The organism is Stenotrophomonas sp. GD03777, from assembly GCF_029842485.1.
In the GTDB taxonomy this organism is placed as follows: domain Bacteria; phylum Pseudomonadota; class Gammaproteobacteria; order Xanthomonadales; family Xanthomonadaceae; genus Stenotrophomonas; species Stenotrophomonas sepilia.
In genome coordinates this window covers 21,536-44,333 of record NZ_JAOCGL010000023.1, presented here as the reverse complement: position 1 = coordinate 44,333, position 22,798 = coordinate 21,536, and the positions used below count along the sequence as shown (strand labels likewise).

At 67.7% G+C, this 22,798-nt stretch carries 19 protein-coding genes and 1 pseudogene; 1 reads left to right on the top strand and 19 read right to left on the bottom strand.

Going from position 1 to position 22,798, the window contains the following annotated elements:
- The 8 genes and pseudogenes from N5E02_RS07685 to N5E02_RS07650 form a co-directional block, all read right to left on the bottom strand.
- Positions 1-323: pseudogene (locus tag N5E02_RS07685) on the bottom strand (hypothetical protein); the annotation flags it as partial.
- On the bottom strand, positions 320-2,467 hold the full coding sequence (locus N5E02_RS07680) for a glycosyl transferase family protein (RefSeq protein WP_188239234.1): 2,148 nt from the start codon (positions 2,465-2,467) through the stop codon (positions 320-322). The gene N5E02_RS07680 and the pseudogene N5E02_RS07685, both read right to left, overlap by 4 nt.
- Positions 2,468-2,473: 6 nt before the next feature.
- Positions 2,474-4,675 (bottom strand): hypothetical protein, encoded by a 2,202-nt coding sequence (locus tag N5E02_RS07675; RefSeq protein ID WP_279946144.1) that lies wholly within the window; start codon positions 4,673-4,675, stop codon positions 2,474-2,476.
- The gene (wecB, locus tag N5E02_RS07670) at positions 4,672-5,856 is read right to left on the bottom strand and encodes a UDP-N-acetylglucosamine 2-epimerase (non-hydrolyzing) (RefSeq protein ID WP_164092966.1); all 1,185 of its coding nucleotides are present in this window, start codon (positions 5,854-5,856) and stop codon (positions 4,672-4,674) included. Before wecB ends, N5E02_RS07675 begins: the two co-directional genes overlap by 4 nt.
- Before the next feature lie 266 nt (positions 5,857-6,122).
- A complete protein-coding gene (locus N5E02_RS07665; RefSeq protein ID WP_111128421.1) occupies positions 6,123-7,157 on the bottom strand; it encodes a fimbrial protein in 1,035 nt (344 codons plus the stop codon).
- Complete coding sequence (locus tag N5E02_RS07660) at positions 7,148-9,712, bottom strand: fimbria/pilus outer membrane usher protein (RefSeq protein WP_139728061.1); 2,565 nt, start codon at positions 9,710-9,712, stop codon at positions 7,148-7,150. The genes N5E02_RS07665 and N5E02_RS07660 overlap by 10 nt, the downstream gene beginning before the upstream one ends.
- A 92-nt stretch (positions 9,713-9,804) precedes the next feature.
- Positions 9,805-10,533: a molecular chaperone gene (locus N5E02_RS07655; protein ID WP_065186240.1), complete on the bottom strand. Its 729-nt coding sequence runs from the start codon at positions 10,531-10,533 to the stop codon at positions 9,805-9,807.
- Positions 10,534-10,618: 85 nt separating this feature from the next.
- Complete coding sequence (locus N5E02_RS07650) at positions 10,619-11,158, bottom strand: fimbrial protein (protein ID WP_005415238.1); 540 nt, start codon at positions 11,156-11,158, stop codon at positions 10,619-10,621.
- 459 nt (positions 11,159-11,617) lie between these two features.
- On the opposite strand from N5E02_RS07650, the gene N5E02_RS07645 reads away from it, so the two are divergent.
- Positions 11,618-11,983 (top strand): hypothetical protein, encoded by a 366-nt coding sequence (locus N5E02_RS07645; RefSeq protein ID WP_049414538.1) that lies wholly within the window; start codon positions 11,618-11,620, stop codon positions 11,981-11,983.
- A gap of 10 nt (positions 11,984-11,993) precedes the next feature.
- On the opposite strand, the gene pncB is transcribed toward N5E02_RS07645, so the two are convergent.
- The 11 genes from pncB to N5E02_RS07590 form a co-directional block, all read right to left on the bottom strand.
- The gene (pncB, locus tag N5E02_RS07640) at positions 11,994-13,172 is read right to left on the bottom strand and encodes a nicotinate phosphoribosyltransferase (protein WP_005415236.1); all 1,179 of its coding nucleotides are present in this window, start codon (positions 13,170-13,172) and stop codon (positions 11,994-11,996) included.
- 108 nt (positions 13,173-13,280) lie between these two features.
- Complete coding sequence (locus tag N5E02_RS07635) at positions 13,281-14,120, bottom strand: glycosyltransferase family 2 protein (protein WP_065179816.1); 840 nt, start codon at positions 14,118-14,120, stop codon at positions 13,281-13,283.
- Complete coding sequence (locus N5E02_RS07630) at positions 14,117-14,968, bottom strand: glycosyltransferase (protein WP_065186242.1); 852 nt, start codon at positions 14,966-14,968, stop codon at positions 14,117-14,119. The genes N5E02_RS07635 and N5E02_RS07630 overlap by 4 nt, the downstream gene beginning before the upstream one ends.
- 610 nt (positions 14,969-15,578) lie before the next feature.
- The gene (gspD, locus tag N5E02_RS07625; RefSeq protein WP_065186243.1) at positions 15,579-17,780 is read right to left on the bottom strand and encodes a type II secretion system secretin GspD; all 2,202 of its coding nucleotides are present in this window, start codon (positions 17,778-17,780) and stop codon (positions 15,579-15,581) included.
- Positions 17,781-17,789: 9 nt separating this feature from the next.
- Positions 17,790-18,578 carry a general secretion pathway protein GspN gene (locus N5E02_RS07620; RefSeq protein ID WP_065186244.1) on the bottom strand — a complete coding sequence of 263 codons (789 nt, stop codon included), beginning with the start codon at positions 18,576-18,578 and terminating at the stop codon, positions 17,790-17,792.
- Positions 18,568-19,275, bottom strand: coding sequence for a type II secretion system protein GspM (gspM, locus tag N5E02_RS07615; protein ID WP_231114026.1), 708 nt, complete (start codon positions 19,273-19,275; stop codon positions 18,568-18,570). The genes N5E02_RS07620 and gspM overlap by 11 nt, the downstream gene beginning before the upstream one ends.
- Positions 19,256-20,401: a PilN domain-containing protein gene (locus tag N5E02_RS07610; protein WP_065179642.1), complete on the bottom strand. Its 1,146-nt coding sequence runs from the start codon at positions 20,399-20,401 to the stop codon at positions 19,256-19,258. The genes gspM and N5E02_RS07610 overlap by 20 nt, the downstream gene beginning before the upstream one ends.
- Positions 20,398-21,261 (bottom strand): type II secretion system protein GspK, encoded by an 864-nt coding sequence (locus tag N5E02_RS07605; protein ID WP_139726719.1) that lies wholly within the window; start codon positions 21,259-21,261, stop codon positions 20,398-20,400. The genes N5E02_RS07610 and N5E02_RS07605 overlap by 4 nt, the downstream gene beginning before the upstream one ends.
- Positions 21,258-21,890 (bottom strand): type II secretion system protein J, encoded by a 633-nt coding sequence (locus tag N5E02_RS07600; protein WP_053499709.1) that lies wholly within the window; start codon positions 21,888-21,890, stop codon positions 21,258-21,260. Before N5E02_RS07600 ends, N5E02_RS07605 begins: the two co-directional genes overlap by 4 nt.
- Positions 21,887-22,306 carry a prepilin-type N-terminal cleavage/methylation domain-containing protein gene (locus N5E02_RS07595; RefSeq protein ID WP_139726717.1) on the bottom strand — a complete coding sequence of 140 codons (420 nt, stop codon included), beginning with the start codon at positions 22,304-22,306 and terminating at the stop codon, positions 21,887-21,889. The genes N5E02_RS07600 and N5E02_RS07595 overlap by 4 nt, the downstream gene beginning before the upstream one ends.
- On the bottom strand, positions 22,303-22,797 hold the full coding sequence (locus N5E02_RS07590; RefSeq protein ID WP_049417201.1) for a GspH/FimT family pseudopilin: 495 nt from the start codon (positions 22,795-22,797) through the stop codon (positions 22,303-22,305). Before N5E02_RS07590 ends, N5E02_RS07595 begins: the two co-directional genes overlap by 4 nt.
- Position 22,798 lies beyond the last annotated feature (1 nt).

Below are 22,798 nucleotides of genomic sequence, written 5' to 3'. Positions count from 1 at the left end.
AGTGCCGGCAAGGCCGGATCCTTCAACCCGGCATCCAGTGCACGGCGCGCCTGCTGCTGCGCCTCCGCCGACCGGCCCAGTTTCTGCAACGCATAGATCTGCAGCAGGCGCAGCCGCACCACGTCCGGGCGCAACCGGACAGCTTCGCTGGACTGCTGGTAAGCCGCTTGATAGTCGCCGCGCTCGTAAGCGGCGAAGGCCTGCTCGGCGATGCGGTATGCAGCGCCGGACAACGGCAGCGGCGCATCGGCCTGCGCCAGCACCGGCGCGGCGGCCGTGGCCAGTGCCACGGCAATGACGGTGGACAGCAGCGTGGTCTTCATGCGGGCAAGGCTCCGGGAGGCGGCGACTGCAGCGCGGCCGCACGCCGGCGCTGCTCCTGCATGGCCTGGGCCACGGCCTCTTCGGTAGTGATGCCCTGCTTGACCAGGTAATCGCCAATGCGGCCATCGCGCTGCGGCTTGTACGCATCCAGTGCGATCTCGAAGCGCGCGTGGTCGATCAGGCGCATCTCCACCAGCAGGTCGCCCAGCAAGGGCACGTTGTCCAGCTGCCAGTGCTGGTCGCCGCCGATCAGGCGCAGGCCAGCGTTGATTTCGCTTTCGCGGGCGATGCTCTGTTCGATGTGTGCGCTGCGGGTTTCCTGCTTCAGCAATGCCAGCGCGTCTTCGGGCAATGGGCTGGCCACGGCCAGCCGCAGTGTCTGCTGCTGCCGCGGCGGTAGCGGCAGCATGCGCCACTGCACGCAGGCATCGGCGCTGACCGGGAATGAGCCCGCGCGCAGGTAGTCGACGTCGATGACCGCACGCGGCAGGTCGCCCTGGAAGGCGATGGCTTCGGCCAGGGTTTCATCATCCAGCCAGCCCTGGGTTAGCAGGATGCGGCCCAGCGGCTGCCGCCGGCCGGCATGCTGCTGCGCCAGCGCCTGCTGCAGCCGCTCCGGTTCCACCGCCTGCCAGGTGGTCAACAGCTCACCGAGCTGCTTGCGGGTCTGCACCAGCTGTGCCGCATCGGGGAAGTCGTGCATGGTCTTGTCCCAGACCATGCGCTTGCCGAACAGCAGGTAGGCCAGGAACACCTTCCATGCGCGGGCGGTGGCCATGAAGTTGATCATGTTGCCGACCACCATGCGCGGGATCGACATCAGCGCATGCTCCCAGCCGTACAAGCGGTTGACGAAGTAGAAGCGCTGCACGACGCGGGTCGCCAGCGCCGCCGTGGTCAGCAGCGCGACATTCATCTGCCAGGTACCGGCCTGGAACACGCTGGGGAACTGCATCGTCCACACCCCGGTCGCCTTCAACAGCCAGAACAGCAGCAACTGCAGGAAGATGAGGTAGGCGATGATGCTGACGAACGAGGTGATGATGCCCTTGCGATCGCGCGCCAACAGGTACTTGGTAGCCAGCGAACCGCGCCAGCCCAGCGACTCCCAGCTCTGCAGGCCGATGCCCAGCACCCAGCGCGCCTTCTGCCGGTACGAGGCGCGGAAGTTGTCGGGGAAGTACTCACGCACGCACAGTGCCATCTGCTGGGTGCGCTCGCGCACCGGCCCCCAGCCGAACCAAGACGGCCGGCGCACGCGAAACTGCACCGGGAAGCGGGCGAAGATCGACTGCATGCCCATGGCTGCCAGCCGCGCACCGACGTCGTAATCTTCGGTGAGGCTGTCGGTGTTGAAAGGCTGGTTGTCGGTCTGCGCGCTCAACGCCAGCAGCGCACGCCGCGAAAAGCAGGTGCCGACGCCGGCCGACGGCACCATGCCGGACACGCTCTCGCGCACCACCAGGTCCTTGGCGTGCCATTCGGCGAACTCGTCCATGTAGACACCGGCCACCAGTTCGTACCATTCGCGGTCCAGCGAGGTGACCGGCAGCTGGATCATGTCCTTGCGCGGCAGCAGGTAGTTGTAGAAGCGCAGTTCCATCGGGTGCAGCACGTCTTCGCTGTCGTGCAGGATCACCCCGGCGAACTTGATGTCGTGGCGCTTCTCGTAGTCGAAGATCGCCAGGATCAGCCAGTTCAGGCAGTCGGCCTTGCTGGTCGGTCCGTCATGCGGCACCTCCACGCGACGCAGGCGCTTGTAGCGACGGCGCATGCGCTCGACTTCGTCGATGGTCTGCTGGTCGTTGGGATAGGTGCCGACGAACACGACGTACTCGCGGTAGTCGAGCACGTTGATCATGTTCTCGACCATCTGCGCGATGACGTCGTACTCCATCCACGCCGGCACCATGATCGCCAGCGGCTGTTCCGGCCGCTGCAGCAGGTCTTCCTGGGTCAGCGGCCGGTACGCGTCGCGGCGCTTGACGGTCAGCGCGCGCCAGCTCTCGCGCACCCAGTACCAGACATCGATGAACAGATCATCGAGGCTGGAGATCAGGATCAGCACGGCCACCGCCGCCGCCGTGGTTTCGAGGGCGGCGTAGTAGTTGGCCAGCTGGATGTTCCAGAACAGACCGTCCACGGTGGATCAATGTCCTGCGTTGGCGGACTTGCGGCGGCGCACCTGGGTGACGCGGGCGGCCAGCAGCGCGAATACGATCACGCCGACCAGCAGCAGCAACCAGACCATGTGCCGTTCCCACTTCGATTGCGGATTGCCATCGTGCGCGAGGCGCGTGCCATAGGGATCCTTGCGGTCGAATTCGCGCACGACATCAGTGCCGTCAAGCACGGCAAGATCGCCGCGCAGCAACCGGAACGGTGCGCTGAACGACGGTGCCTGTGCACCGAGGTCGCTGTAGAGAACGCCCAACTGGCCGCCGGACGATCCCACCTGCACCACTGCGGCGTGATCCAGGCCGCTGACATCCAGCAGCGGTTGCGACGTGCCACCGACCCGCAGGTGGCCGTCCTTCTGGCCGGCCACATCGACACCGGCCGGTGCAACGCCGAAGGCCAGCCATGGCGCGCCCGGGCTGACCGCGGCACCGGCATCGACCACCTTCAGTTCCGACGCCTCCGGCGAGGCGCCCACTGCACTGGCCACCGCGATGACCTTGCCCAGCGAGGCCGGTGCATCCTGCAGCCAGGCGCCGGGCACGAACACCTGGTTGCCGCGTGACAGCTGGCTGCTGGCACCGACGAAATCACTGCCCAGCGAGCGCCTGGCCAGGGTCAGGTGGCTGCTGGGCAGGATCGAGACTGGATAGCCGGTCGCCGGATCGTGGCAGTAGGGGCGTGCCGGTTGGCGCAGGAAGCTGACACGGATCTCGTTGCGCGCCGACAGCGCGTAGGCCGGTACCTTGGCCACCAGCCGTTGCGGTTGGCCGTTGGCCGACAGCACCTTGCCGCCCAGCAGGTAGTCGTTGAGGTAGATCGTGGCCACCGCGCCCTGACCCGCCGCATTGGGGGCCGCCGAGACATCGATCACCACTTGCTCGGGCAGGCGGCCATCGGCCGACAGCGTGCCCAGATCGAAGCTGGCGCTGCGGTCGGCGCGGGTCACCACATCCATGGTTCCGGCGATGTTTCCGAGCCGGCTCAGCAGTACCTGGTCACCGTCCAGTTTGGGCGTTCCTGCTGCGCTGACCTGCAGGCTGCGGCCCAGCGCATAGCTGCGCCACTGTTCGGCGAACAGTCCGGCCACCTTGCCCGCTGCCGCCGGGTCGACCACCAGCGTCGGACGGCCCGCAACGGCCACCACGCTGACCGAAGCGTTGGCGGCGGGCTTCTCCAGGCCGCTCATGTCAGTACCGCGCCACGCAGCAAACGCTGCGCCCGCATCGGTGCCCGCCGCGCCGACCTGTGCGGCCAGCGCATCCAGCGCCGCGCGTACGCCGGCGCGCAATGCCTCGCTGCCGATCATCACATCGGCGGCAAGCGGCCCGCTGTCACGCAACGACAGCAGCGCCCCCACTTCGGCCAGATCCTTGATCGCGTGCACGCGTTCGCCCGTAGCCAGCGCTGCATAGGCCGGCACGCCCTGCAGGCTGGCCGGGACGCTGATGCCGGCCAGGTCGACGCTGTCGCCGACCTTGGGCAGCGCCACCACCTGCACCTGCTTGCCGCCGGCCTGCAACGCGGTACCAATGCGCCAGGCGGCATCATAGGTTGGCGCCTGCAGCGCCTTGCCCTCCACCAGCAGGCGCACCCGCGGTGGCAGCGCGCCCCAGGCCTTGGCGACGGTATCCACGGCACGCCCATCGAAGCGGTAGCTGAAGCGCGAATCCGGCGACAACCGCAGCACATTGGCCGGCGCGCTCTGGTCGGCACATTGATAGTCGGACACGATCGACCACCAGCCGACACCGACCCGCACGAAGCCGTTCTGGCGGGGTTCGCCATCGATGGCCAGCAGCTGGCTGGCATAGCCCTGGGCATCGGTGATCGAACGCGCGGCGACCGGATCGCCATCCACCGACCACAGGCCTGAAGTGCGCCCGGCGTGGCCACGCACATAGCGCCCATCGAGCTGCAGCTGCGCATCGCGGGTGGCAACGCCGGCCGGCACCGGCAGGTAGACCTCGCGCTGGCTCTCCTGCCCACTGAGTACCAGCGGTTGGCGGAAGCCGAGTTCGCGCAGGGTCATCTGCCGGCTCACCGTGCTGTCGCCGCTCCATTCTGCGAACTGGCCGGCGACGCTGTCGGCGGCGTGGGCACTGCCAACCGCGCACGACAGGACGAACGCGGCGGCGGAAACAAACAGGGGACAGCGGCCGGTGTGGCTCATGGCGTCACTTCATGGAGAGGGTGGTAGGCGGCACCGCCGCTGCGGAGACCGGGCGAGAATTCGGGAAGCGGGGCGCCACGCAAGGCGGCGACGATGCGGGCGCTGGCGCGGCCGTCGCCATAGGGACTGCCATCGGGGTCGAAACGGGTCGGCTGCGGTGGCTGTGCCAGGGCCGCATTGACCCCCTCGACGATGCGCGGGGGCGTGGTCCCGACCAGCGTCACCACACCGGCCTCGACCGCCTCCGGGCGCTCGGTGACGTCGCGCATCACCAGCACCGGCTTGGCCAATGCCGGCGCTTCTTCCTGCACGCCACCGGAGTCGGTGAGGATGACGTCGGCGCGCTGCATCAGGCGCACGAAGCGCAGGTAGTCCTGCGGCGGCACCAGGTGCACGTTGTCGAGGTTGCCCAGGTGTGCGTTGACCGGTGCCTGCACGTTCGGATTGAGGTGCACCGGGTACAGCACCTGCAGATCCGGCCGCTGGGCCAGTTCGGCCAGCGCACGGCAGATGTCCTCGAAGCCCTGGCCGAAGCTCTCGCGGCGATGGCCGGTGACCAGCAGCAGGCGGCGCCCGGGGGCGAGCATGTGGAAGGGTTCGTCAGCCTGGGCACGCAGTGCCGGATCGACATCCAGGCGCTGCACGGTCTGCTGCAGGGCATCGATGACGGTGTTGCCGGTGACCAGGATCTGACCGCCCAGATGCTCACGAGCCAGGTTGGCGCGCGAGCCGGGAGTGGGTGCATACAGCTGATGACCGACCACGTCGATCACCCGCCGGTTCATCTCCTCCGGCCATGGCCGGTTGATGTCGCCGGTGCGCAGGCCGGCCTCGACATGGCCGATCGGAATGCGGTGGTGGAACGCGGCCAGGGCGGCGGTCATCGCCGTGGTGGTATCGCCGTGCACCAGCACGCGATCCGGGCGGACCTGCGTGTAGAGCACGTCAAGCCGCTCGAACAGCCTGGAGCACAGGCCATTGAGGGTCTGGTTGGGCACCATGACATCCAGGTCATGGTCGGCGGTGATCTCGAACAGCGACATCACCTGGTCGAGCATCGCCCGGTGCTGGCCGGTGATGCAGACCACCGATTCGATGTCCGCAGCCTCGGCCAGGGCGCGCACCAGCGGCCCCATCTTGATCGCTTCCGGTCGGGTGCCGAACACCGACAGGACCTTCACCGGGGTGCTCCGGAAGGACCGTACTGGAGAATGCCAGTAGCTGTAGCCACGTCTGGATCCTTTCGGCGTTCCCGCCCAATGCCCGCAGGCAGGAGACGGTCACCTCATGAGGAAACTCCAAATTCGCGACGTCCATCACATTAGATTGATGGTACGTGCGTCGTGGCACTGATCTTCATCGTTGGAAGATCAACACGCAGTCAACGCCGCCCGTGGGACGGGCGACGTTGCGGCGGAACGCAGCAGGGACAGCCGCCCGGGCGGCCTTACTCGTACTGGATGGTGAAGGTGGCCTGGCCGTTCGCGACACCCGCACCCACCGTACCGGCCTGGGTCTGCACATAGCGCGCGCGCAGCGGCAGCGCCATGACGCTGGTCCCCGGCGCGGTGGTGCCGACGTTGATGGTCTGGCCGAAGCGCACTTCGCGCTCGGTGGTGCCAACGCGCTGGACCATCTGGATGCCGATGCGGGTGGCGCTGTTGCTGGCTGCGCTGAGCTTCAGCACACCCGGCATGTTCGAGCTGTCCTGGTCGGCATCGAGGCGGATGCCGATCTTGCTCTGGTAGGCGGCAACATTGCTGCCCTGGCAGTTCAGGCGGATCTCGAAATCACGATCGACCGCGCGCGAACCGACACCGGTGAAGGTGGTGTTGGGCACGCTGCCGAAGTCGACGGCGATGTTGCGGCTGCCGGCCTGCACTTCGCAGGTCGGGCTGACCACGGTGGTGCCCGAGCCCTTGAAGGTGGAGGTCAACACCGGGCGACCGGGGCCATCACCGTCGAAGTAGTACGTGGTGAAGCGGCCGTTCGGCGCGATCACGCCCGAGCCTGTCTGTGCCGCAGTCTTGATCAGCTGGATGCGGAACGTGCCTCCGACCAGCGAGATGGTGCTGTTGCTGGCGAAGTTGATGGTGTGCGGATAGTAGGTCTGGATCGCGCCGGAGTCGCGGTACAGGCGGATGCCCACGCCCGCCACATCGGTTTCATAGACGTTCGAGAAGCCGGCCACCGGACGCTTCTGCGCGGCGTTGACGTACTCGCCGATGGAACGGCCACCGGACCAGTCGCAGCGTGCCACGCTGTTCTGCTGGTTGATCGGTTCGCTGATCTCCTTGATCACGCCACCGACCGGCGTGCTGGGCAGGATCACGATCTGGCCCATGTCCATGGTCACGTCCTGCGCGGTGAACCAGCTGGACTGGATGCGGCACGACGCGCTGGCCTGCTGTGCCAGCAGTGCGCCACCCAGCAGTACAAGGGCCGTCAGCGCCTTGCGGCCACGGGAAGAAATCATCGGCATGCTGCCTCCAGCGGAATGAAGCCGGTCTTGGACGCATCGGCGCCCGCCGGAACCTGGTAATCGATGGTGCAGCGCTGGTCGGCACCGGCGCCCCACTCCACCAGCAGGCGGCCCTGGTTGTTTTCACTGCGCACGTACAGGCGGCCGCCCTGGCTGACCATGCCGACCGGCTGGCCCTGCTCATCCTTGACCTGTGCACCGAACGGCATGCTGCGGCCATCCGGGTTGCGTACCTGGATCAGCAACGCGTTGCCCTTGCGGGTATCGAAGCGCAGGTAGCTGATGGCACCGGCGAACGGTGCGATCGACTGGCTGGTGCTTTCCAGCTCGACGTCGTGGGCCATGCCCTGCGGATCGAGGGTGACGGTGTTGAGGCGGTACGGCGACACGTACGGCACCACGGCGTAGCCGCGGCCATCGACGCGCAGGCCCGGGGCGTTGCTGACGATCGCATCGCGCGCGCCCGGTGCCTCGACCAGCACCATGGTGTCGCCACGCTGCGGGGTGAAAGTGAAGCCGCCCGGATGCACCACCACGCTGCCGTTGGCACCGACGGAGGCCTGACGGAAATCACGCGAGTGGCTGTAGGTGGCATTCAACGCGGAGTAGCGGCTGCGGTATTCGGCATTGCCGACCGCCGTGGTGCCACCCTCGCGGGAATCGGACAGGGCCACGCCGTAGCTGAAGTTGTTGTCGACGCCGGCCGAACCGGTGATGCCGACGCGGCTGTTGTCGTAGCCACCGCGGTCGCGCACGCCCAGATCGGCACTGAACGACACCGGGTGGGTACCACGGCCCAGCGGCACGCTCATCGACAGCAGGTACTGGGTGTCGGAACGGCCGAGCACGCCTTCTTCGGTGCGCAGCGCCGAGAAGCCGTAGTTCACCGAACGCCAGGCGTTGTTGTAGCCCACCTGGTACTGCTTGGAGGTGCCGGAGCGGTCATAGAAGTCACGCACCGAACCGGTCACGTACAGCGCACCGCCACGACGGCCCAGCGGCTGGTTCAAGGTCACCTGGAACTGGCTGCGCTGGCGACCACGGGTGGTCGGATCGATGCCGCGCTTGTCCGAGTCACGGCCATACAGCGCGTCCTGCAGGCTGTAGAAACCTTCGGTCGAGTAACGGTAGGCGGCCAGGGTCAGGTTGGTGCCGGTCTCACCGATCATGTTGCTGTAGCTCAAGCGCACGCTGGCGCCGGTGTGGCTGCCGTAGTGGTCGAACGAGGTGCGTGCATGGGTGACGTCTGCCGCGAAGGCACCGACCCGCGTGGACAGGCCGACACCGTACAGCAGCGACAGGTAGCCATCGCTCAGCGCGCTGCCGCCGTACAGGGTCAGCTGGTTGCCGATGCCGCGCTGGTAGGTGCCCTGCACCAGCCAGGGTTCGTCGGCCAGCAGCTTGTTGCGCACTTGGCCGGCGGTCAGCGAGTAACGCGACACGCCTTCGCGCAGCATCTGCGGCACCGAGCCGAACGGCACCTTGAATTCGCGGCGGCGGCCATCGGCCTCGATGACGCTCACTTCCAGGTCTCCGCCGTAGCCGGTCGGGTACAGGTCATCGATGACGAAGTTGCCCGGCGAAACGGTGGAGGAGTAGATCAGCTGCTGGTTCTGGCGCACTTCGATGCGTGCGTTGGTCTCGGCGATGCCGCGCACCACCGGCGCGTAACCGCGCAGCGAATCGGGCAGCATGCGATCGTCGCTGGCCAGGCTGGCACCGCGGTAGCCGATCGAGTCGAACAGCTCGCCGGTGGTGTAGGCCTCACCGATGGTGAGCATGCCGCGCACCTGCGGGATGCCGCGCTGTGCGTAGGTGGCGATGCTCTGCCAATGGCGGCCGTCACCCTCGGACCAGGTCAGGTTGGAGTCGTGGCGGAACTGCCAGCCACCCAGGTTCAGGCCGGCATTGAGGCCGAGATAGGCACTGCGGTTGCGCTGGCCACCTTCGACACGGCTGTTGCTGTCGATGGCATTGAAGCTGTAGCCGACGAAACCGGCATTGATGCCGCGGTCCCACAGCGCCGGGTTGACGTAGCCGCGTGCCTCACGGCGCAGGAACACCTGCGGGATGCTGAGGTCGTAGCGCAGGTTGCCGCTGTCGTAGACACCATAGGCGTTGGCCATGCGCTGCTGCACCGGCACGCAGCTGGTCGTGTCGGTCGGCAGCGTCGGGTCCTGCTGCAGCAGCACGGCCTCGCTGTCCACGCCCATTTCTTCCAGCATCGGCAGCGGCAGGCAGGCGTCGACACGGCCCTGTGCATCGGCCTTGAACTGCAGGTCACGACGGCCCTGCCAGGCACCGTTGACGTAGACATCGACACGGTAACTGCCGGCCACCATCGGGTTGCCGTTGCTGAAGGCAGCCAGGTCGACCTGCTTGGCCTGGCCGGACAGGAAGCTCGAATTGAACTGGGCCGATTCCGGTGCACGCGCGTTGGCCGCACCACTCTGCGCCATCAGCGCCTGTTCGCCGAGATTGGCCGGTGCAGCCAGCGCCCATCCTGGGCAGGCCGCGCCAACAACCAGCAGGCAAAGCGCCTGATGGATCGACAATGTCAATCTGTTTCCGATCACACTGACATTCCTTCAATTCGCCGCACGGCGGCGGTGGCGGGATGCGCAGGCCCTTGGCCGGCGCGGCGCGTTCAGCTCCCGGTGCTGTCGAGGCGGACGGTGTGCTCGACCCGGCCGCCGTAATCGTTGATGGTGATGAAGCGCACCTGGTTGGTGCCCGCCGGCGCGGCGAACTCCAGGCTCTGCTTCGGCGCGACCATCGCGCCCTTGTCCTCGACGGCCTTTTCGCCGCTGCCGGTCACGGCATGCACTTCGGCCAGAGTGACGTGGAAGGGGCTCGGGTTTTCCACCCGCAGGCGGTCGCCATTGCGGGTCCAGCGCAGCGCTGCCGGTGCGTCGTTGGCGACGCCCTTCAGGCCCTGCGGCCGGTAGAAAAGCTTCAGGCGCGAACGGAACGCAACCTGCAGGTAATTCTGGTCACCACTGTCGGCGTTGTCCGGCGACGGCGGTACGTCCAGCACATTGAGCCAGAACACCGTCTCGTGATCGGTCGGCAGCTGCGCGCCGGAGAAGATCAGGCGCAGCGCCTGGCTGCGGCCCGGCTCGACGCGCGCGATCGGCGGCGTCAGCACGAACGGAGCATCGCTGGTATCGGCGGTCTGGTTGGCGTCGCCACTGTCGATCCAGGCCTGGACCAGTGCGGGCGAGTCGCCCACGTTGTCGACCTGCACGGTGACTTCGCGTGCCTGTGCCGGGTAGATCACCCGCGTGCCATTGACCACCACGCCGGCCAGTGCGTTCTGGCAGAGGGGCAGCGTGAACGCTGCCAGCAGCAGCGCCCGGGGAAAGAGTGCTTTCATCGGAAGTACTACGCTCGAGGGGTGTGGCCAAGGGCCGCGGAGCACTGGCCGGCGCGTACGCCGGCCAATGCGGGTACGGCTACGATCAGTTGTAGATGATCGTGTACTTGACGCTGCTGGTGACGTCGCCCGGGGTGGCGGCGGCAGTGGCGTAGTACTCAGCGTAGTAGTTCAGGTCGGCCGAGCCGTCGGTGCCGACGGTGACCCACTGCGAGTTGGTCTGGGCCAGGCCAGCGCCAGCCGCCTTGATCGGGAGGAACTGGTTGTTCGAGCCCAGCAGCTGCAGCTGCACGTTGGTGGCAGCGTTGGCCGAGGCCTGGTTGACCAGGCGGCCGCTGTTGAAGTCGACGGTCGAACCCGGCTCGAAGTAGGTGGCGACGTTGCCGGCGCTGCACTTGGTCAGGTTGATGGCGAACGGGGTACGGCCCGCAACGGCACCGGCGGTAGCCAGGGTGTTCTTCGACACGGTCGGCAGGGTCACGGCGAAGTCCTTGCCGCCCGGGGTCGAGATGGTGCAGGTCTTGTCGGTCACCTTGCCATTGAAGGTGATGGTGCCGTCGGCGGCGTTGGCGGCCAGCGGAGCGGCGGCCAGCATCAGAGCGGCAATGAGGTTGATCTTGTGCATTCGCTTTTACCTAACCCTACTGAAGAGATGAGAAGTAGAGGAGGAAGCAAGGAGCACTGCCGGGCTAACAAGACCCATCCTTGCGTCTCACCTGTGGCCGGACTCGGACATACCTTCCCCTGAATCCGTGACGCAAGTATATGCACAAATGTGATGAAAGTCTCATTATTTTTCTGAACGCCAATTCATTGACGCTCTAAATGTGACGTGATAGGCGGAATCTGCGCCTGGGAGGCGTGAAAGATTTGACGACGGGGCCGCCAGGTCGCGGCCGACCGTGGATGACGCGTTGAGAGGCGCGTTCGGCAGGCGCGGAAACAGGCCTTTTTCAGCCGGAAATCGCCTTATTTGATGCGCATCACTCTTTCTTGGTGATGGCCCTAGCAGATTCGGATTTGTCCTATTAAAGGCGGATCGAACCTGTCGCTAACTAGGACACACCGAACCAGAGAACGTGTCATGAGGAATTCCATTCTGCTGTGTGTGGCCCTGATGTCCGTCAGTGCGCTGGCCCAGGCCAGCAGCGGCAGCATCCGTTTCAGCGGCCGCATCGCCGAGCCGGGCTGCACGACGAACCTGTCCCAGGGTGAGCTGAGCCTGGCGGCCTGCCCGCCGTCGGCCAAGGGCTCGACGGTGGAAGTGACGGCACTGGCCGATGGCCAGGCCGCGACGCTGCGCGATGGCAAGCGCCAGGGCCAGAAGCTGTCGGTGTCGGCCAGCGCGATGCGCGCCGGCGATATCGCCTTCTCCGAGCGTTACAGCGTGCAGGCTTCGAAGCAGCAGCCGCTGCAGGGCGCCTACCTGGTGGTGGTCGACTACCTGTAAGCCGACGTATTTACGCCGGCGGCAGCTCGAAGACCTGGCGCAGGTAGGCCAGGTAGCCCGGGTCGTCGCACATGCTCTTGCCCGGCGAATCGCTGAGCTTGGCCACCGGCTGGCCGTTGCAGCGGACCATCTTGATGACGATGTTGAGCGGTGTCGGGCCCAGGTCATTGGTCAGGTGGGTGCCGACACCGAACGCGACCTGGCAGCGACCGCGGAAGTAGTCGTACAGGCGCATGACCTTGGCGATGTCGAGCCCATCGCTGAACACCAGCACCTTGCTGCGCGGATCGACCCGGCGCTGCTGGAAGTGCGCCAGCATGCGGTCACCCCAGTCGAACGGATCGCCTGAGTCATGGCGCACACCGTCGAACAGCTTGCAGAAATACATGTCGAAGTCGCGCAGGAACGCGTCCAGGCCGACCACATCGGACAACGCGATGCCGAGGTCGCCGCGGTACTCGCGCGCCCAGGATTCCAGTGCCGCCACCTGCGAATCACGCAGGCGCGGGCCGAGCGCCTGGAACGCCTGCAGGTACTCGTGGGCCATGGTGCCGTGCGGGGTCATGCCGTACAGGCGCGCGAAGTGGACGTTGCTGGTGCCGACCAGCTGCGGGCCGAGCGCGTCGCGCAGCAGCGGCAGCAGCCGGGCATGCCAGTCACGCGAGTAGCGGCGACGGCTGCCATAGTCGGCGATGCGGCATTGTTCGAAGCCGGGGGTATCGCGCAGCAGCGCGGCCTTGGCCTGCAGGCGGCGCTCGCCTTCGGCGAAGTCGGCCGTGGTGGTGTTGCGGAACCAGACTTCGTTGATGATCGCCAGCAGCGGCACTTCAAACAGGATGGTGTGCAGCCACGGGCCGGTGATGTCCAGTTCGATCTCGCCGGGCACGGCCGTCGACGCACGCAGTTGGATGTACTTGCGGTCGAGGTGGAACAGGCCGAGGAAATCGGCGAAATCCGGCTTCACGAAGCGCAGGCCACGCATGTAGTCCAGCTCCGCGTCACTGAAGCGCAGGCTGCACAGGTGGTCGATTTCTTCGTCGATCTGGTCGATGTAGCGGGCCAGGTCGATGCCGGGCGTACGGCACTTGAACCGGTACTGCACCTGGGCGCCGGGGTGCTGGTGCAGCACCGCCTGCATCATGGTGAACTTGTACAGGTCGGTGTCGAGCAGGGACTGGATGATAGGCATGGGGCGGATTATGCGCCCGGCAGGGTGAACCGGGGTGCCTCCGGCCACGCTCGGCTCACGGGGAACAGCATTGGTAGATCCACGCCATGCGTGGATGCTCCTGCGGCGCTACAACGACCTGCGCAGCAGGCGCGGCACCAGCATCGCCGCATGCGCCCAGATCGCGGCCCACACCGCAACGCGTACCGGCAGCGAGCGCTGCCTGGCCTCGAACTTCTGGAAGTAACGCCACAGCCCCCTGTGCTTGTGCCATTCCACGAAGAATGGCCGCGAACGGCTGGAGACGCCGCGCACATGGGTAACCTGCAGGTCGTTGGCGATCGCCACCACCGCGCCGGCCTCGCGTGCGCGGCGGCACAGATCCAGGTCCTCGGCATGCAGGCGGTAACCCGCATCCCAGCCACCGATGCGCTCGAACAGGGTACGCGGCATCATCAGCAGCGCACCGGACAACGCCGGCACCGGCTGCACGGCCTGGTGCGGATCGCGCGGAACCGCCAGCTTCGAACCCTTGCCCGGCGAGCGCAGCATCAGCAGGAAATCCGGATCGCGACGGCGCACCGCTTCATCGGCGTGGCCGTGCTCGTCCACCTGCTCCACGCCCAGCAGGCAATCGCCCAGCACCTCACCACGGCTGCGCAGTTCGGTCAGGGTGTCCGGCTCAATCATCAGGTCCGGGTTGATGAAGGCCAGCCATGGGCTGTGCGAGTCGGCCACGCCCTGGTTGTTGGCGGCGGCAAAGCCGGGATTGTCCGGATTGCCGACGAAGCGCACGCGCGGGTCATGGCTGGCGTGCCGCTGCACGATGTCCAGCGTGCCATCCAGCGAACCATTGTCGATCACCCGGATCTCGGCGATGTCCTGCGCCTGGCGCAGGCGCGACAGGCAGGCATCGATGGTGCTGCCACTCTGGTAGGTGACGACGATGGCGGCAATGGCTGCATTCAAACGGGAGGCTCCGGCGCGGGCGGGACGAACAGGTCGCCCTGTTCCTTCGGCATTATCGCCTGCCGCATGCGCTGCTGCAGGTCGGCACGCAGACCGTGCAGTGGATCGTGCATCAGGAAATCGGCCAGCCGCGGCACCCAGGCCGGCCAGCGCGCGGCCAGGGCCTCCAGATCGCCATCGCGGCTGACCGCCTCTCCTGCCCGGCCGACGAACGCGGTCTCGCACAACACGTTGCGCCACCCCAGGCCCGCCATGCGCAGGCTCAGGTCGACCAGCGCGGCATTCCAGCCGGCATAGCTGTCCACGTCCAGGCCACCGGCACGGCGGCGAGCGTTGCCACGTACCAGCACCGCGTGGGTGACCGCCGATGGCAGCTCCGGGTGAAGCGTCGGCAACGTGGCGCAGGTATGCGCCAGCAAGGCCGGGTCATGGGGTTCGGGATTGATCTCGCCCAGCCGTGGCCACGCCGCGGTCTCGCCGGCATTGCACCAGGGGGTCGCGGTGGCAATGGCGGCATCGCGGGCGAAGGCATCCTGCAACTGCTGCAACCAACCGGGCGACGGCACGCTGTCCGGCGCCAGCACGGCCACGTCCAGGCCATCGCAGGCGCGCAGCATCTCGTCCAGATGGGCAACCTCGCCCAGTGGGCGCGCGCGCCGGGTGTACTCGGCCTGCAGCGGCGTATGCGCCAACCAGTGCTCGACCACGGCCTGCGCACGCGGCCCTGCCTGCGCGTCATCGGCCAGCCAGACCGGGGTGCCCGGCGCGGTGCCGGCATCCAGTGCGGCCAGGCAGCGATCAAGCGCGGCATCGTCCACGCACAGCGGCAACAACACGATCGCCCCCATCCCGCCTCCGTGGTTGTCGGTGGCCACAGCGTAGCACCGGGAGGGTATCGGCCGGGTTGCACCCGGCACCCGCAGAGGCCAGAGCCAGAGCCAGAGCCGAAGCAACAGCCGGAGCAAAAGCTGGGTTCCTGGGGGGATGGCGGGGTGGGTCCGGTTGCGGGGGACGCCGTAAATACGTCCCTGTAGGCTCGGTCGCCGCATCCATGCGGCTCACGCCCCCACAACCGGACCCACCCCGCCTTCGACAGTTTTCCGCGATCTGTCGGCCCTACCTTCTGTAGAGCCGAGCCATGCTCGGCTCAGATGTTTCGGATCTCGAAATATTCGATTTCGATGGAGAGTCATCCACGCATGGCGTGGATCGTGTCGACCAAGGTCGACACCTACCAACAGCAGCAGGAAACTGTCGAAGGCGGGGCACTGTGGGTTTGCGGGGTGTGAGCCGCATGGATGCGGCGACCAAGCCTACATGGACGTATTCACGGCGTCCCCGCAAACCCACAGTGCCCCGCCATCCCTCAGTAAACCCGCTGTTGCTGTTGCTGTTGCTGTTGCCGTTGCTCCAGCTTCAGCCTCTGCGGGTGCCGGGCGCCGCCCGGCCGTAAACCCCTTACTTCTTCGCGCGCGGCTGGTTCAGCGGCTCCATCGCGCGGAAGCGCTTGCTGTACTCATCGGTCAGGTTGCGCGATTCCTGGCTGTTGCGGACGATGGTCGGGGTCAGCAGCACGATCACTTCCGAACGACGGCTGGTGCGGGTCTTCTGCCCGAACAACGCACCGACCACCGGAATCCTGCTCAGGCCCGGAATGCCGCTGCTGCCATCGGTGGCCGAGTCGGTGATCAGGCCCGCCAGCATGATGGTGTCGCCGCTCTGTACCGCCGCTTCGGTGGACAGCTTCTTGGTCGAGATGCGCGGGTTGCAGTTGCGCTCGTTCGGGTTGCAGGCGTCCGGCACGTCGGAGGCGCTGCTGACCTCCTGCACGATATCCAGGAACACCGTGCCATCGCGGGTCACGCGCGGGCGTACCTTGAGGATCACGCCCGTGTCGATGTACTGCACCGAGCTGTAGGTGCTGGTGCCCACGCCGGTGTTCACCGTGGTGGTGTTGATCGGCACCTTGTCGCCAACGTTGAGCGTGGCCTCGGCGTTGTTGCGCACGAACACCGACGGTGTCTGCAGCAGGCGCAGGTCGGTGACCTTGTCCAGCGCGCTGACCACGGCGGCCGCGTTGTGGCCGGTGAACGCCCAGCCCACGCCGTCGTTGCCGGTGACACCGCCGGCGAAGGTATTCCACGAACCGCCCGCTGCCGGCGGCAGGGTCAGGCCTGCCAGTGCGCCGGTCAGCGCGCGACCAGCCACGGCGTTGTCGAAGAACCAGTTCACGCCATACTTCAGGTCACCGGTCAGCGCGACTTCGGCCACCTGTGCCTCGATGTGCACCTGCAGCGGCATCACGTCCAGCTTCTCGATCACCTCGCGGATCGAGCGCCAGGCCTGCGGCGTCGAGCGAACCAGCAGGGTGTTGGTCTCCTCCACCGCCGACACGCCGACGCGGTCGCCCTCCACTTCCAGGCTGACACTGACGTTGCCGGGCTGTCGCTGCGGCAGGTTCAGGCTGCCGTTGCTGCTGCTACTGCCACTGCTCCCGCCCAGCGTCGAGCCGAGGGTGCTGCTGTTGTTGTCCATGCCACGATCGCCGTCACCGCCCAGCTGCGACGGGATGGCGCCCGGTGCCAGCGAGGCCGGGCCGGAGCCGCCGCGGTTGCCACTGCTGGCGAAGGCCTCGCTGAGGCGCTCGGCCAGGTCGCGTGCCTTGATGTAGCGCAGCTCGTAGGAGAACAGGCGGGCGCTGCCACCTGCGGTGTCGATGCGATCCAGCCACTGCTGGATCTGGTCCAGGTAGCGTACCTGCGGCGTGATCACCAGCACGGCGTTGGCGTTCTCCAGCGGCAGGAAACGGAACATGCCAGCACTGGGCGTCTTGCTCTCTTCGCCGAACACCTTTTCCAGGTCGGCCGCGACCTGCTCAGCCTTGCCCGACTGGATCGGGAACACGCCCACCGACATGCCCGACAACCAGTCGACGTCGAAGATCTCGACGGTGCGCAGGTAGTTTTCCAGTTCTGCGCGCGTACCACCGAGGGTGATCACGTTGCGGCCGCTGTCCACGTTGACGATGGCGTTGGGGCGCGCATACGGCTCCAGCACCTTCTTCATCTCGGTGGCCGAGATGAACTGCAGGGGGACCACGCGGACCTCGAAGCCGCGTGCGCTGGCCGCCGGCGCGGTGCTCGGCGCGACCGTGCCGGCCAGCGCCTGGTCGGCGGCGACGATGTTGTAGCGCCCACCGCTGTAGACCATGCGTGCGTTGTTCCAGCCCAGCACCATCTCCAGCAGGTTCAGCGCCTGCGCCGGCGAGACCGGCTTGGGCGTGGCCAGGGTGACCGTGCCCTGCACGCCCGGTGCGATCACGTAGTTCTGGCCAAGCATGTCACCAAGGATGGCCTTGACCACCGCATGCAGCGATTCGCCTTCGAAGTTGAAGGTGGCCTCGCCGGTGCTGGCGCCATGCAGCGCCGGTGCCGGTGCGCGCGCGGCCTCACGGTTGATCATGGTGCCGGTGCCGCGGCGGATCACCGCCTGCGGTGCGCCCTGGCTCTCGCGGGCGGCATCGGCGGCGACGTCGGCTGCCTGGCCGGCATCGGCACTGGGCGACAGGTTGCCGTTGCGCTGCACGTGCGGCGCGGACACCGTACTGCAGCCGACCAGCAGCGCGAGGGCAAAGGACCAGGGAAGAAAACGCAGGTTCATGCATTCACTCTATCGGTTGGTGCCATCGCCCGGGGGCGGCGACGGTTGTTGCTGCTGTTGCTGCAGCTGGCGGCGGCGGGCCTGGATGCGTTCGCGGATGGCCTGCATCTGCGCTTCGCTGGGACCGTTGTTGTTGGCCGGTGGTGTTTTTGCAGCTGACGCCGCAGGTGTGGGGGCATTGCCGGCGGGCGGCGTCGGTGGGGTGGCCGCGACCGGGGACGGCGCCGGCGGAGCACCCGCCGAAGGCGGCACAACGATCGCACCTGCAGGCGGTACACCGTTGGCACCGCGCAGCACCGTCGGCGGCTCACCGCCCTGGCCGTTGAACACGGCCAGTTCCAGGACCTGGTTGCCACCGGGGCCGATCACCGTCGCCTGGCGCGGCTGCAGCGCGACCAGCTGCCAGCCATCCACGGCTTCGCCGTTGAGACGCAGGCGCAGCGAGCGGTTCTGTTCGGTGGTGAAGGTGGCCATGCCGAAATCGCCGGTCAGCAGCACGCCGGTCAGGCGCAACGCGGCACTGGCCGCCGGTTCGCTGCCCCCCAGCAGATAGGGCCGCGGCCTGCGGTCTTCGGCGAATAGCGGGCGCTCACCGATCGCGCTGTAGCTGTCGGCGCTGGCCATGCGCTCGGCCGCCAGCGGCGGCAGCGATGGCAGCGATGGCGCGGCGTCGGCATCACCGTCGGCGCCCGGCAGCTGGCTGCCCAGCCCGAACACGGTTGACAGCCAGACCGCCGCCGCCCAGCCGGCCAGTGCCAGCAGGAAGCCGGTACGCAGGCTGATCTGCTCAAGCTTCATCGGCCACCTCCGGCCCTTCGGACGGGGGCGCCGGCTGGGGCGCAGGCGTGGCCTCGGCCGGCGACGTGGACGGTGCCGGTGCCGCAGCGGGTGCCGGTACCGTGCCGTCGGCGGCGGCGCCTGGCAGCAGATAGCCGGCCAGCTCGAAGGACACATCCAGGCCCAGCCCCGATTCGTTCGGCGATTGCTGGAAGCGCTGCGCGATCAGGTTGAGGTTGTCGACGAACAGGCGGGGGCTGCCGGTTTCGAGGCTGTGCAGCACGGTGGCCAGTTCGGCCACGCCGCAGCGCAGGCGCACCTGCATGGCGACGCGCACGAACTCGGCATCGCGCCGGTTGTCGGTCAGCGGCGTGCGGTTGCTGATGGTGCAGCTGCGGTTGCCCGGGCTGGCCATCGCCACCGCATCCTGCAGCCGGGCGCCCAATGCAGCGGCGGCAGCTTCGGCAGTGGCTTCGCGCAGGAAGCCTGGCCGCTGCTGCAGTGCCTCGCGGGTAGCGCGAAGGCGCTGTTCGATCTGCGGCTGCTGCTGCAGCTGCGCCTGCACGCGCGACTCGCGTTCGCGCAGGGCGGCGACATCGGCATCGATCGCACGCAGCGGCTGGGTGAACCAGGGGTGCACCAGCAGCAGATAAGCCAGGCCCAGCACTGCCAGCAGCAGTGCCAGCGCCAACCAGCGATCACGGCGTGCGCTTGGCATCGGCATCGGCCGCCTCCGGGGTCGGTGCTGCGGCCGGCAACGGCTGCAGTTCGGCGGTCATGGTGAAGCGGTCGCGGCCACTGGCCGCGCCATCGGCCTGCAGCACCCCGGTCAGGTTGACCTTGCGCCACTGCGGTGCATCCTGCAGCAGCTGCACCAGCTGCGATGCTTCGCGGCTCAGGCCGATCAGCTGCAGGTTGTTGTTCTCGATCGCCAGCTTTTCCAGGTAGGTGCCTTCCGGCAGGCGCCGGGTCAGTTCGTTCCAGATCTCCACGGTACCGGCGCGCTGGCTGCGCTGCTTCTCAAGGAATGCAGCACCATCGATCAGCGCCTGCAGCTGCGCGCGTTCGCTGGCCACGCCACGCGCGCTGCGCGCGCTGCGCTCGACCTGCGCACGCAGTTCGTCGGCGGCGGCCTGGCGGTTGTCCAGCAACTGCACCGCGGCCAGTACCAGCATCACGACGGATGCCGCTGCCAGCAGCAGGTTCCAGCGCCGCATCGGGTCTGGCCGCAATTGGCGCTGCGCGGGCGGCAGCAGGTTCACCTGCAACACGTTGCCCTGCGCATCGATGGCATCGACGCCGGCCAGCGCATCGGCCCATTGGCCCACCCGCGTGCGCCATGCTTCCAGCTGCCGCAGTGGCCACGCTACCAGTTCGACCTGCAACTGCCCTTCGCCGCCCGCGCCGAGTTCACGCACGTCATAGCTGACCTGGGACGCTTCGAACGGGGTCTGCCGGTCGATCTCGAAACCGACCACGGCACGCAGGCGGTCAGCCGCCGCGGCGGGCAGGCGCAGCGTGCGCCGCAGCACATCCGCCGCGGGCAGCAGCCACACCCGGGGCAGGCTGCGCAGGCGCGGCTCGAGTACCCGGTCCAGTTCCACCGGCGACAGCGGCCACGGCAGGCGCGCCACCACTTCGCGGCGTTCACCGGCCTCACGCCAGACCTGCAGCTGGTCGCTCTCAGGCTGCAGCAACAGGCGGGCCTGGCCCCAGCCCAACGCCCATTGCCAGCGCACCGGTACCCAGGCCAGCAGCGACTGCCGCCACCAGCGCAGGAAGCGGCCAGCACCCGGGCCGATCCGGCCCTGCACTTGCCGCAGACTGTCCTGCCACGCCGTCATCTTGCTGTCATTCCCTGCTCCCAGCGAAGCACTGTGTAGGTCCGCCCGGGAACCCCGCCCGAGCCACTGCGTACCACTGCCTGCAACACCGACCTGCGTCCACTGCTGTCGATGGCAGCGGACTCGATACTATAGGTGCCGCTGCTGCTGGCAAGCGTTGTCGTACCACCAGCGGAATCTGCATCACGCTCCTGCTGTGCGCGCTGCGCCATCACCCTGTCCGCATCCAGCCCCAGCGCGCTCAGCACCGGCGCACTGGCGAACTGCGGATCCGGCCGGGCCTGGCGGCTGTACAGGGTCAGGTGCGGCAACATCGCCCGGTACAGCGTGCCGCGCATGCCCAGCACGCGCTGCAGCTCGCCCAGGGTCTCGAAGCGCTTGTTGCGTGGGCCATAGGGCAACCCGGCTGCGGCGTAGTCCTGCGCTTCAGCACCACCGCCCGGCTGCAGCAGGCTGTCCTCGTCACGCCAGTCGATGATGGCCGCCGCCAGCTGCCGGGCCTGGGCATCGTCTTCACCCAGCGCCTTGAGGAAGGCGGCCAGCAGCGCGGCGTCGGCCAGGTTCAGGTTGATCTTGCCGTTCTCGTCCAGCACCTTGATCTCGATGCTGGCGTCGTCGAACTGCCAGCGATAGGTCCGGCCATCGGCACGCCAGGGCGCGCGCTGCGGATCGGCCGACAGGCGCAGCAGGGCATATTCGAGGCCGGCACGCGCACGTTCCTGCCCGCGTGCATCGTCATCCAGCACGCGCTGCTGCAGGTGTTCGACCCGTGCGCTCAGCGCGAATGCGCCGACCAGCGCGGTCATCAACGCGATCAGCCACAGCACCAGCACCAATGCCGCCCCAGCCTGACGCCTCATCGCGCGCCTCCGCTGCCACCGGCGCGCAGCGCCACCACCAGCGGTGGCCACGGCGCTCCACGGGCCGGCACGATCTGGATCTCCACCAGCATCGGCAGGCGGCGGGTGTCGTCCCAGCGCGGCATCCAGTCGGTCACCTGCCCAGTGCTGGCATCGATACCCCGATAGCGCAGCTGCACCGACTTCAGGTTCTCCACCAGCACCTCGGGCGGGCGCGGTGGATTCTCGGCGATGCGCTCGCCTTCCTGCAGCAGCACCAGGTCCAGCAGCAGGCGCTGTTGGCCATCGCGTCCGTCGACCTGCAGCGCGTGCAGGTAGGGGCCGCCACGGCCGAGGTAGCCGGGCAGGTCGGCGGCGAACAACATGCGTTGCTCCTCCCCCTGGAAGAAGATCGGTTCGCGGGTGGGGTCCGGAACCTCAAGCGGGGTGCGCAACGCGCCCGCCAGCTGCCTGCGAAGCAAGGACTCGACCGCGCGCATGCGTTCGCTCTCGGCGGCGATCTGCTCGCCACGCTGGCTGACCGCCATCGCCGAGCGCACGCTGGCAAAGGCCAACGCCAGGCCGCCGGCCAGCAGCACGGTGGCCAGCATCACTTCGACCAGGGTGAAACCTGCGGCGCGGCGCCTCACCGTGCATTCTCCAGGTCGGGCGGCAACAGGCGCAGGCTGCGCCAGCGCAGCTGCTCGCGCTCGCTGTCACCCCAACGCACCTGCAATTGCAGCTCTGCCAGCCATGGGGTCCCCGGTGACGAGGCCTGCACGACATTGCCAGCGCGTGGTTCCACCCACGGCTGAACCTGCAGTTCCCAGTGATAGCGCCCCTGTTCCCAGTCACCCTGCTGGCTGCCCACCTGCAGCGGTGCGTCAACGCCGGCCTCGGCCAGCAACGACTGTGCATGCAGCACCGCGCGCGTGCGCAGCTCGGCATCGCGCACCTGTTTTGCGCCGCCGGACAGGCTGCCCAGCAGCAGGGTCAACGCCAGGCCCAGCAGGGCGAAGGCGATGATCACTTCCAGCAGGGTGAAGCCACGCGCGCGCCGCTTCATTGCGCCCGCCAGGGGCCGGAGCGGACCTCACCGGTGAGCCAGCCGACGTCGACGCGCCATTCGGCGCCGTCGCGCTGCAACCGGATGCGGCCGCCGCTGGAGCCACCATCGGGATGAAATTCGATCACGCCCTGCCCCGGCGCGGTGGCCAGCTGCGCGGCGCCTTCGAACTGCACCTGCAGCTGTGCGGGCACCTCACCGTGGCGCTGGTTGGCGCCCTCCCAGCGCCGCCGCGCCGGCTCGATGACGAAGCGCTGCGGTTCGCCGCGGGCGATTGCCTGCGCGCGCACCATGCGCAGCTGGCTGGCGATGTCCTTGCCGGCGCTGCGCAGCTGCATGCCGGCGAAACCGCGCGACAGGCCAGCGGCGGTGATCAGGCCGATCGCCGCGATCAGTGCGATCACCAGCAGCATTTCCAGCAGCGACAGTCCCGCCGCGCGCCTGCCGTGCAGGCGCGGGTGGGGCAACCGGCGCGGCAGGAAATACGTCATG

Bases quoted from the DNA above. Each gene is read 5' to 3' on its own strand.
- N5E02_RS07675 (WP_279946144.1), bottom strand. From the start codon at position 4,675: ATGAGCCACACCGGCCGCTGTCCCCTGTTTGTTTCCGCCGCCGCGTTC.
- N5E02_RS07665 (WP_111128421.1), bottom strand. From the start codon at position 7,157: ATGCCGATGATTTCTTCCCGTGGCCGCAAGGCGCTGACGGCCCTTGTA.
- N5E02_RS07655 (WP_065186240.1), bottom strand. From the start codon at position 10,533: ATGAAAGCACTCTTTCCCCGGGCGCTGCTGCTGGCAGCGTTCACGCTG.
- N5E02_RS07650 (WP_005415238.1), bottom strand. From the start codon at position 11,158: ATGCACAAGATCAACCTCATTGCCGCTCTGATGCTGGCCGCCGCTCCG.
- N5E02_RS07645 (WP_049414538.1), top strand. From the start codon at position 11,618: ATGAGGAATTCCATTCTGCTGTGTGTGGCCCTGATGTCCGTCAGTGCG.
- pncB (WP_005415236.1), bottom strand. From the start codon at position 13,172: ATGCCTATCATCCAGTCCCTGCTCGACACCGACCTGTACAAGTTCACC.
- N5E02_RS07630 (WP_065186242.1), bottom strand. From the start codon at position 14,968: ATGGGGGCGATCGTGTTGTTGCCGCTGTGCGTGGACGATGCCGCGCTT.
- gspD (WP_065186243.1), bottom strand. From the start codon at position 17,780: ATGAACCTGCGTTTTCTTCCCTGGTCCTTTGCCCTCGCGCTGCTGGTC.
- N5E02_RS07620 (WP_065186244.1), bottom strand. From the start codon at position 18,578: ATGAAGCTTGAGCAGATCAGCCTGCGTACCGGCTTCCTGCTGGCACTG.
- gspM (WP_231114026.1), bottom strand. From the start codon at position 19,275: ATGCCAAGCGCACGCCGTGATCGCTGGTTGGCGCTGGCACTGCTGCTG.
- N5E02_RS07610 (WP_065179642.1), bottom strand. From the start codon at position 20,401: ATGACGGCGTGGCAGGACAGTCTGCGGCAAGTGCAGGGCCGGATCGGC.
- N5E02_RS07605 (WP_139726719.1), bottom strand. From the start codon at position 21,261: ATGAGGCGTCAGGCTGGGGCGGCATTGGTGCTGGTGCTGTGGCTGATC.
- N5E02_RS07595 (WP_139726717.1), bottom strand. From the start codon at position 22,306: ATGAAGCGGCGCGCGCGTGGCTTCACCCTGCTGGAAGTGATCATCGCC.
- N5E02_RS07590 (WP_049417201.1), bottom strand. From the start codon at position 22,797: ATGACGTATTTCCTGCCGCGCCGGTTGCCCCACCCGCGCCTGCACGGC.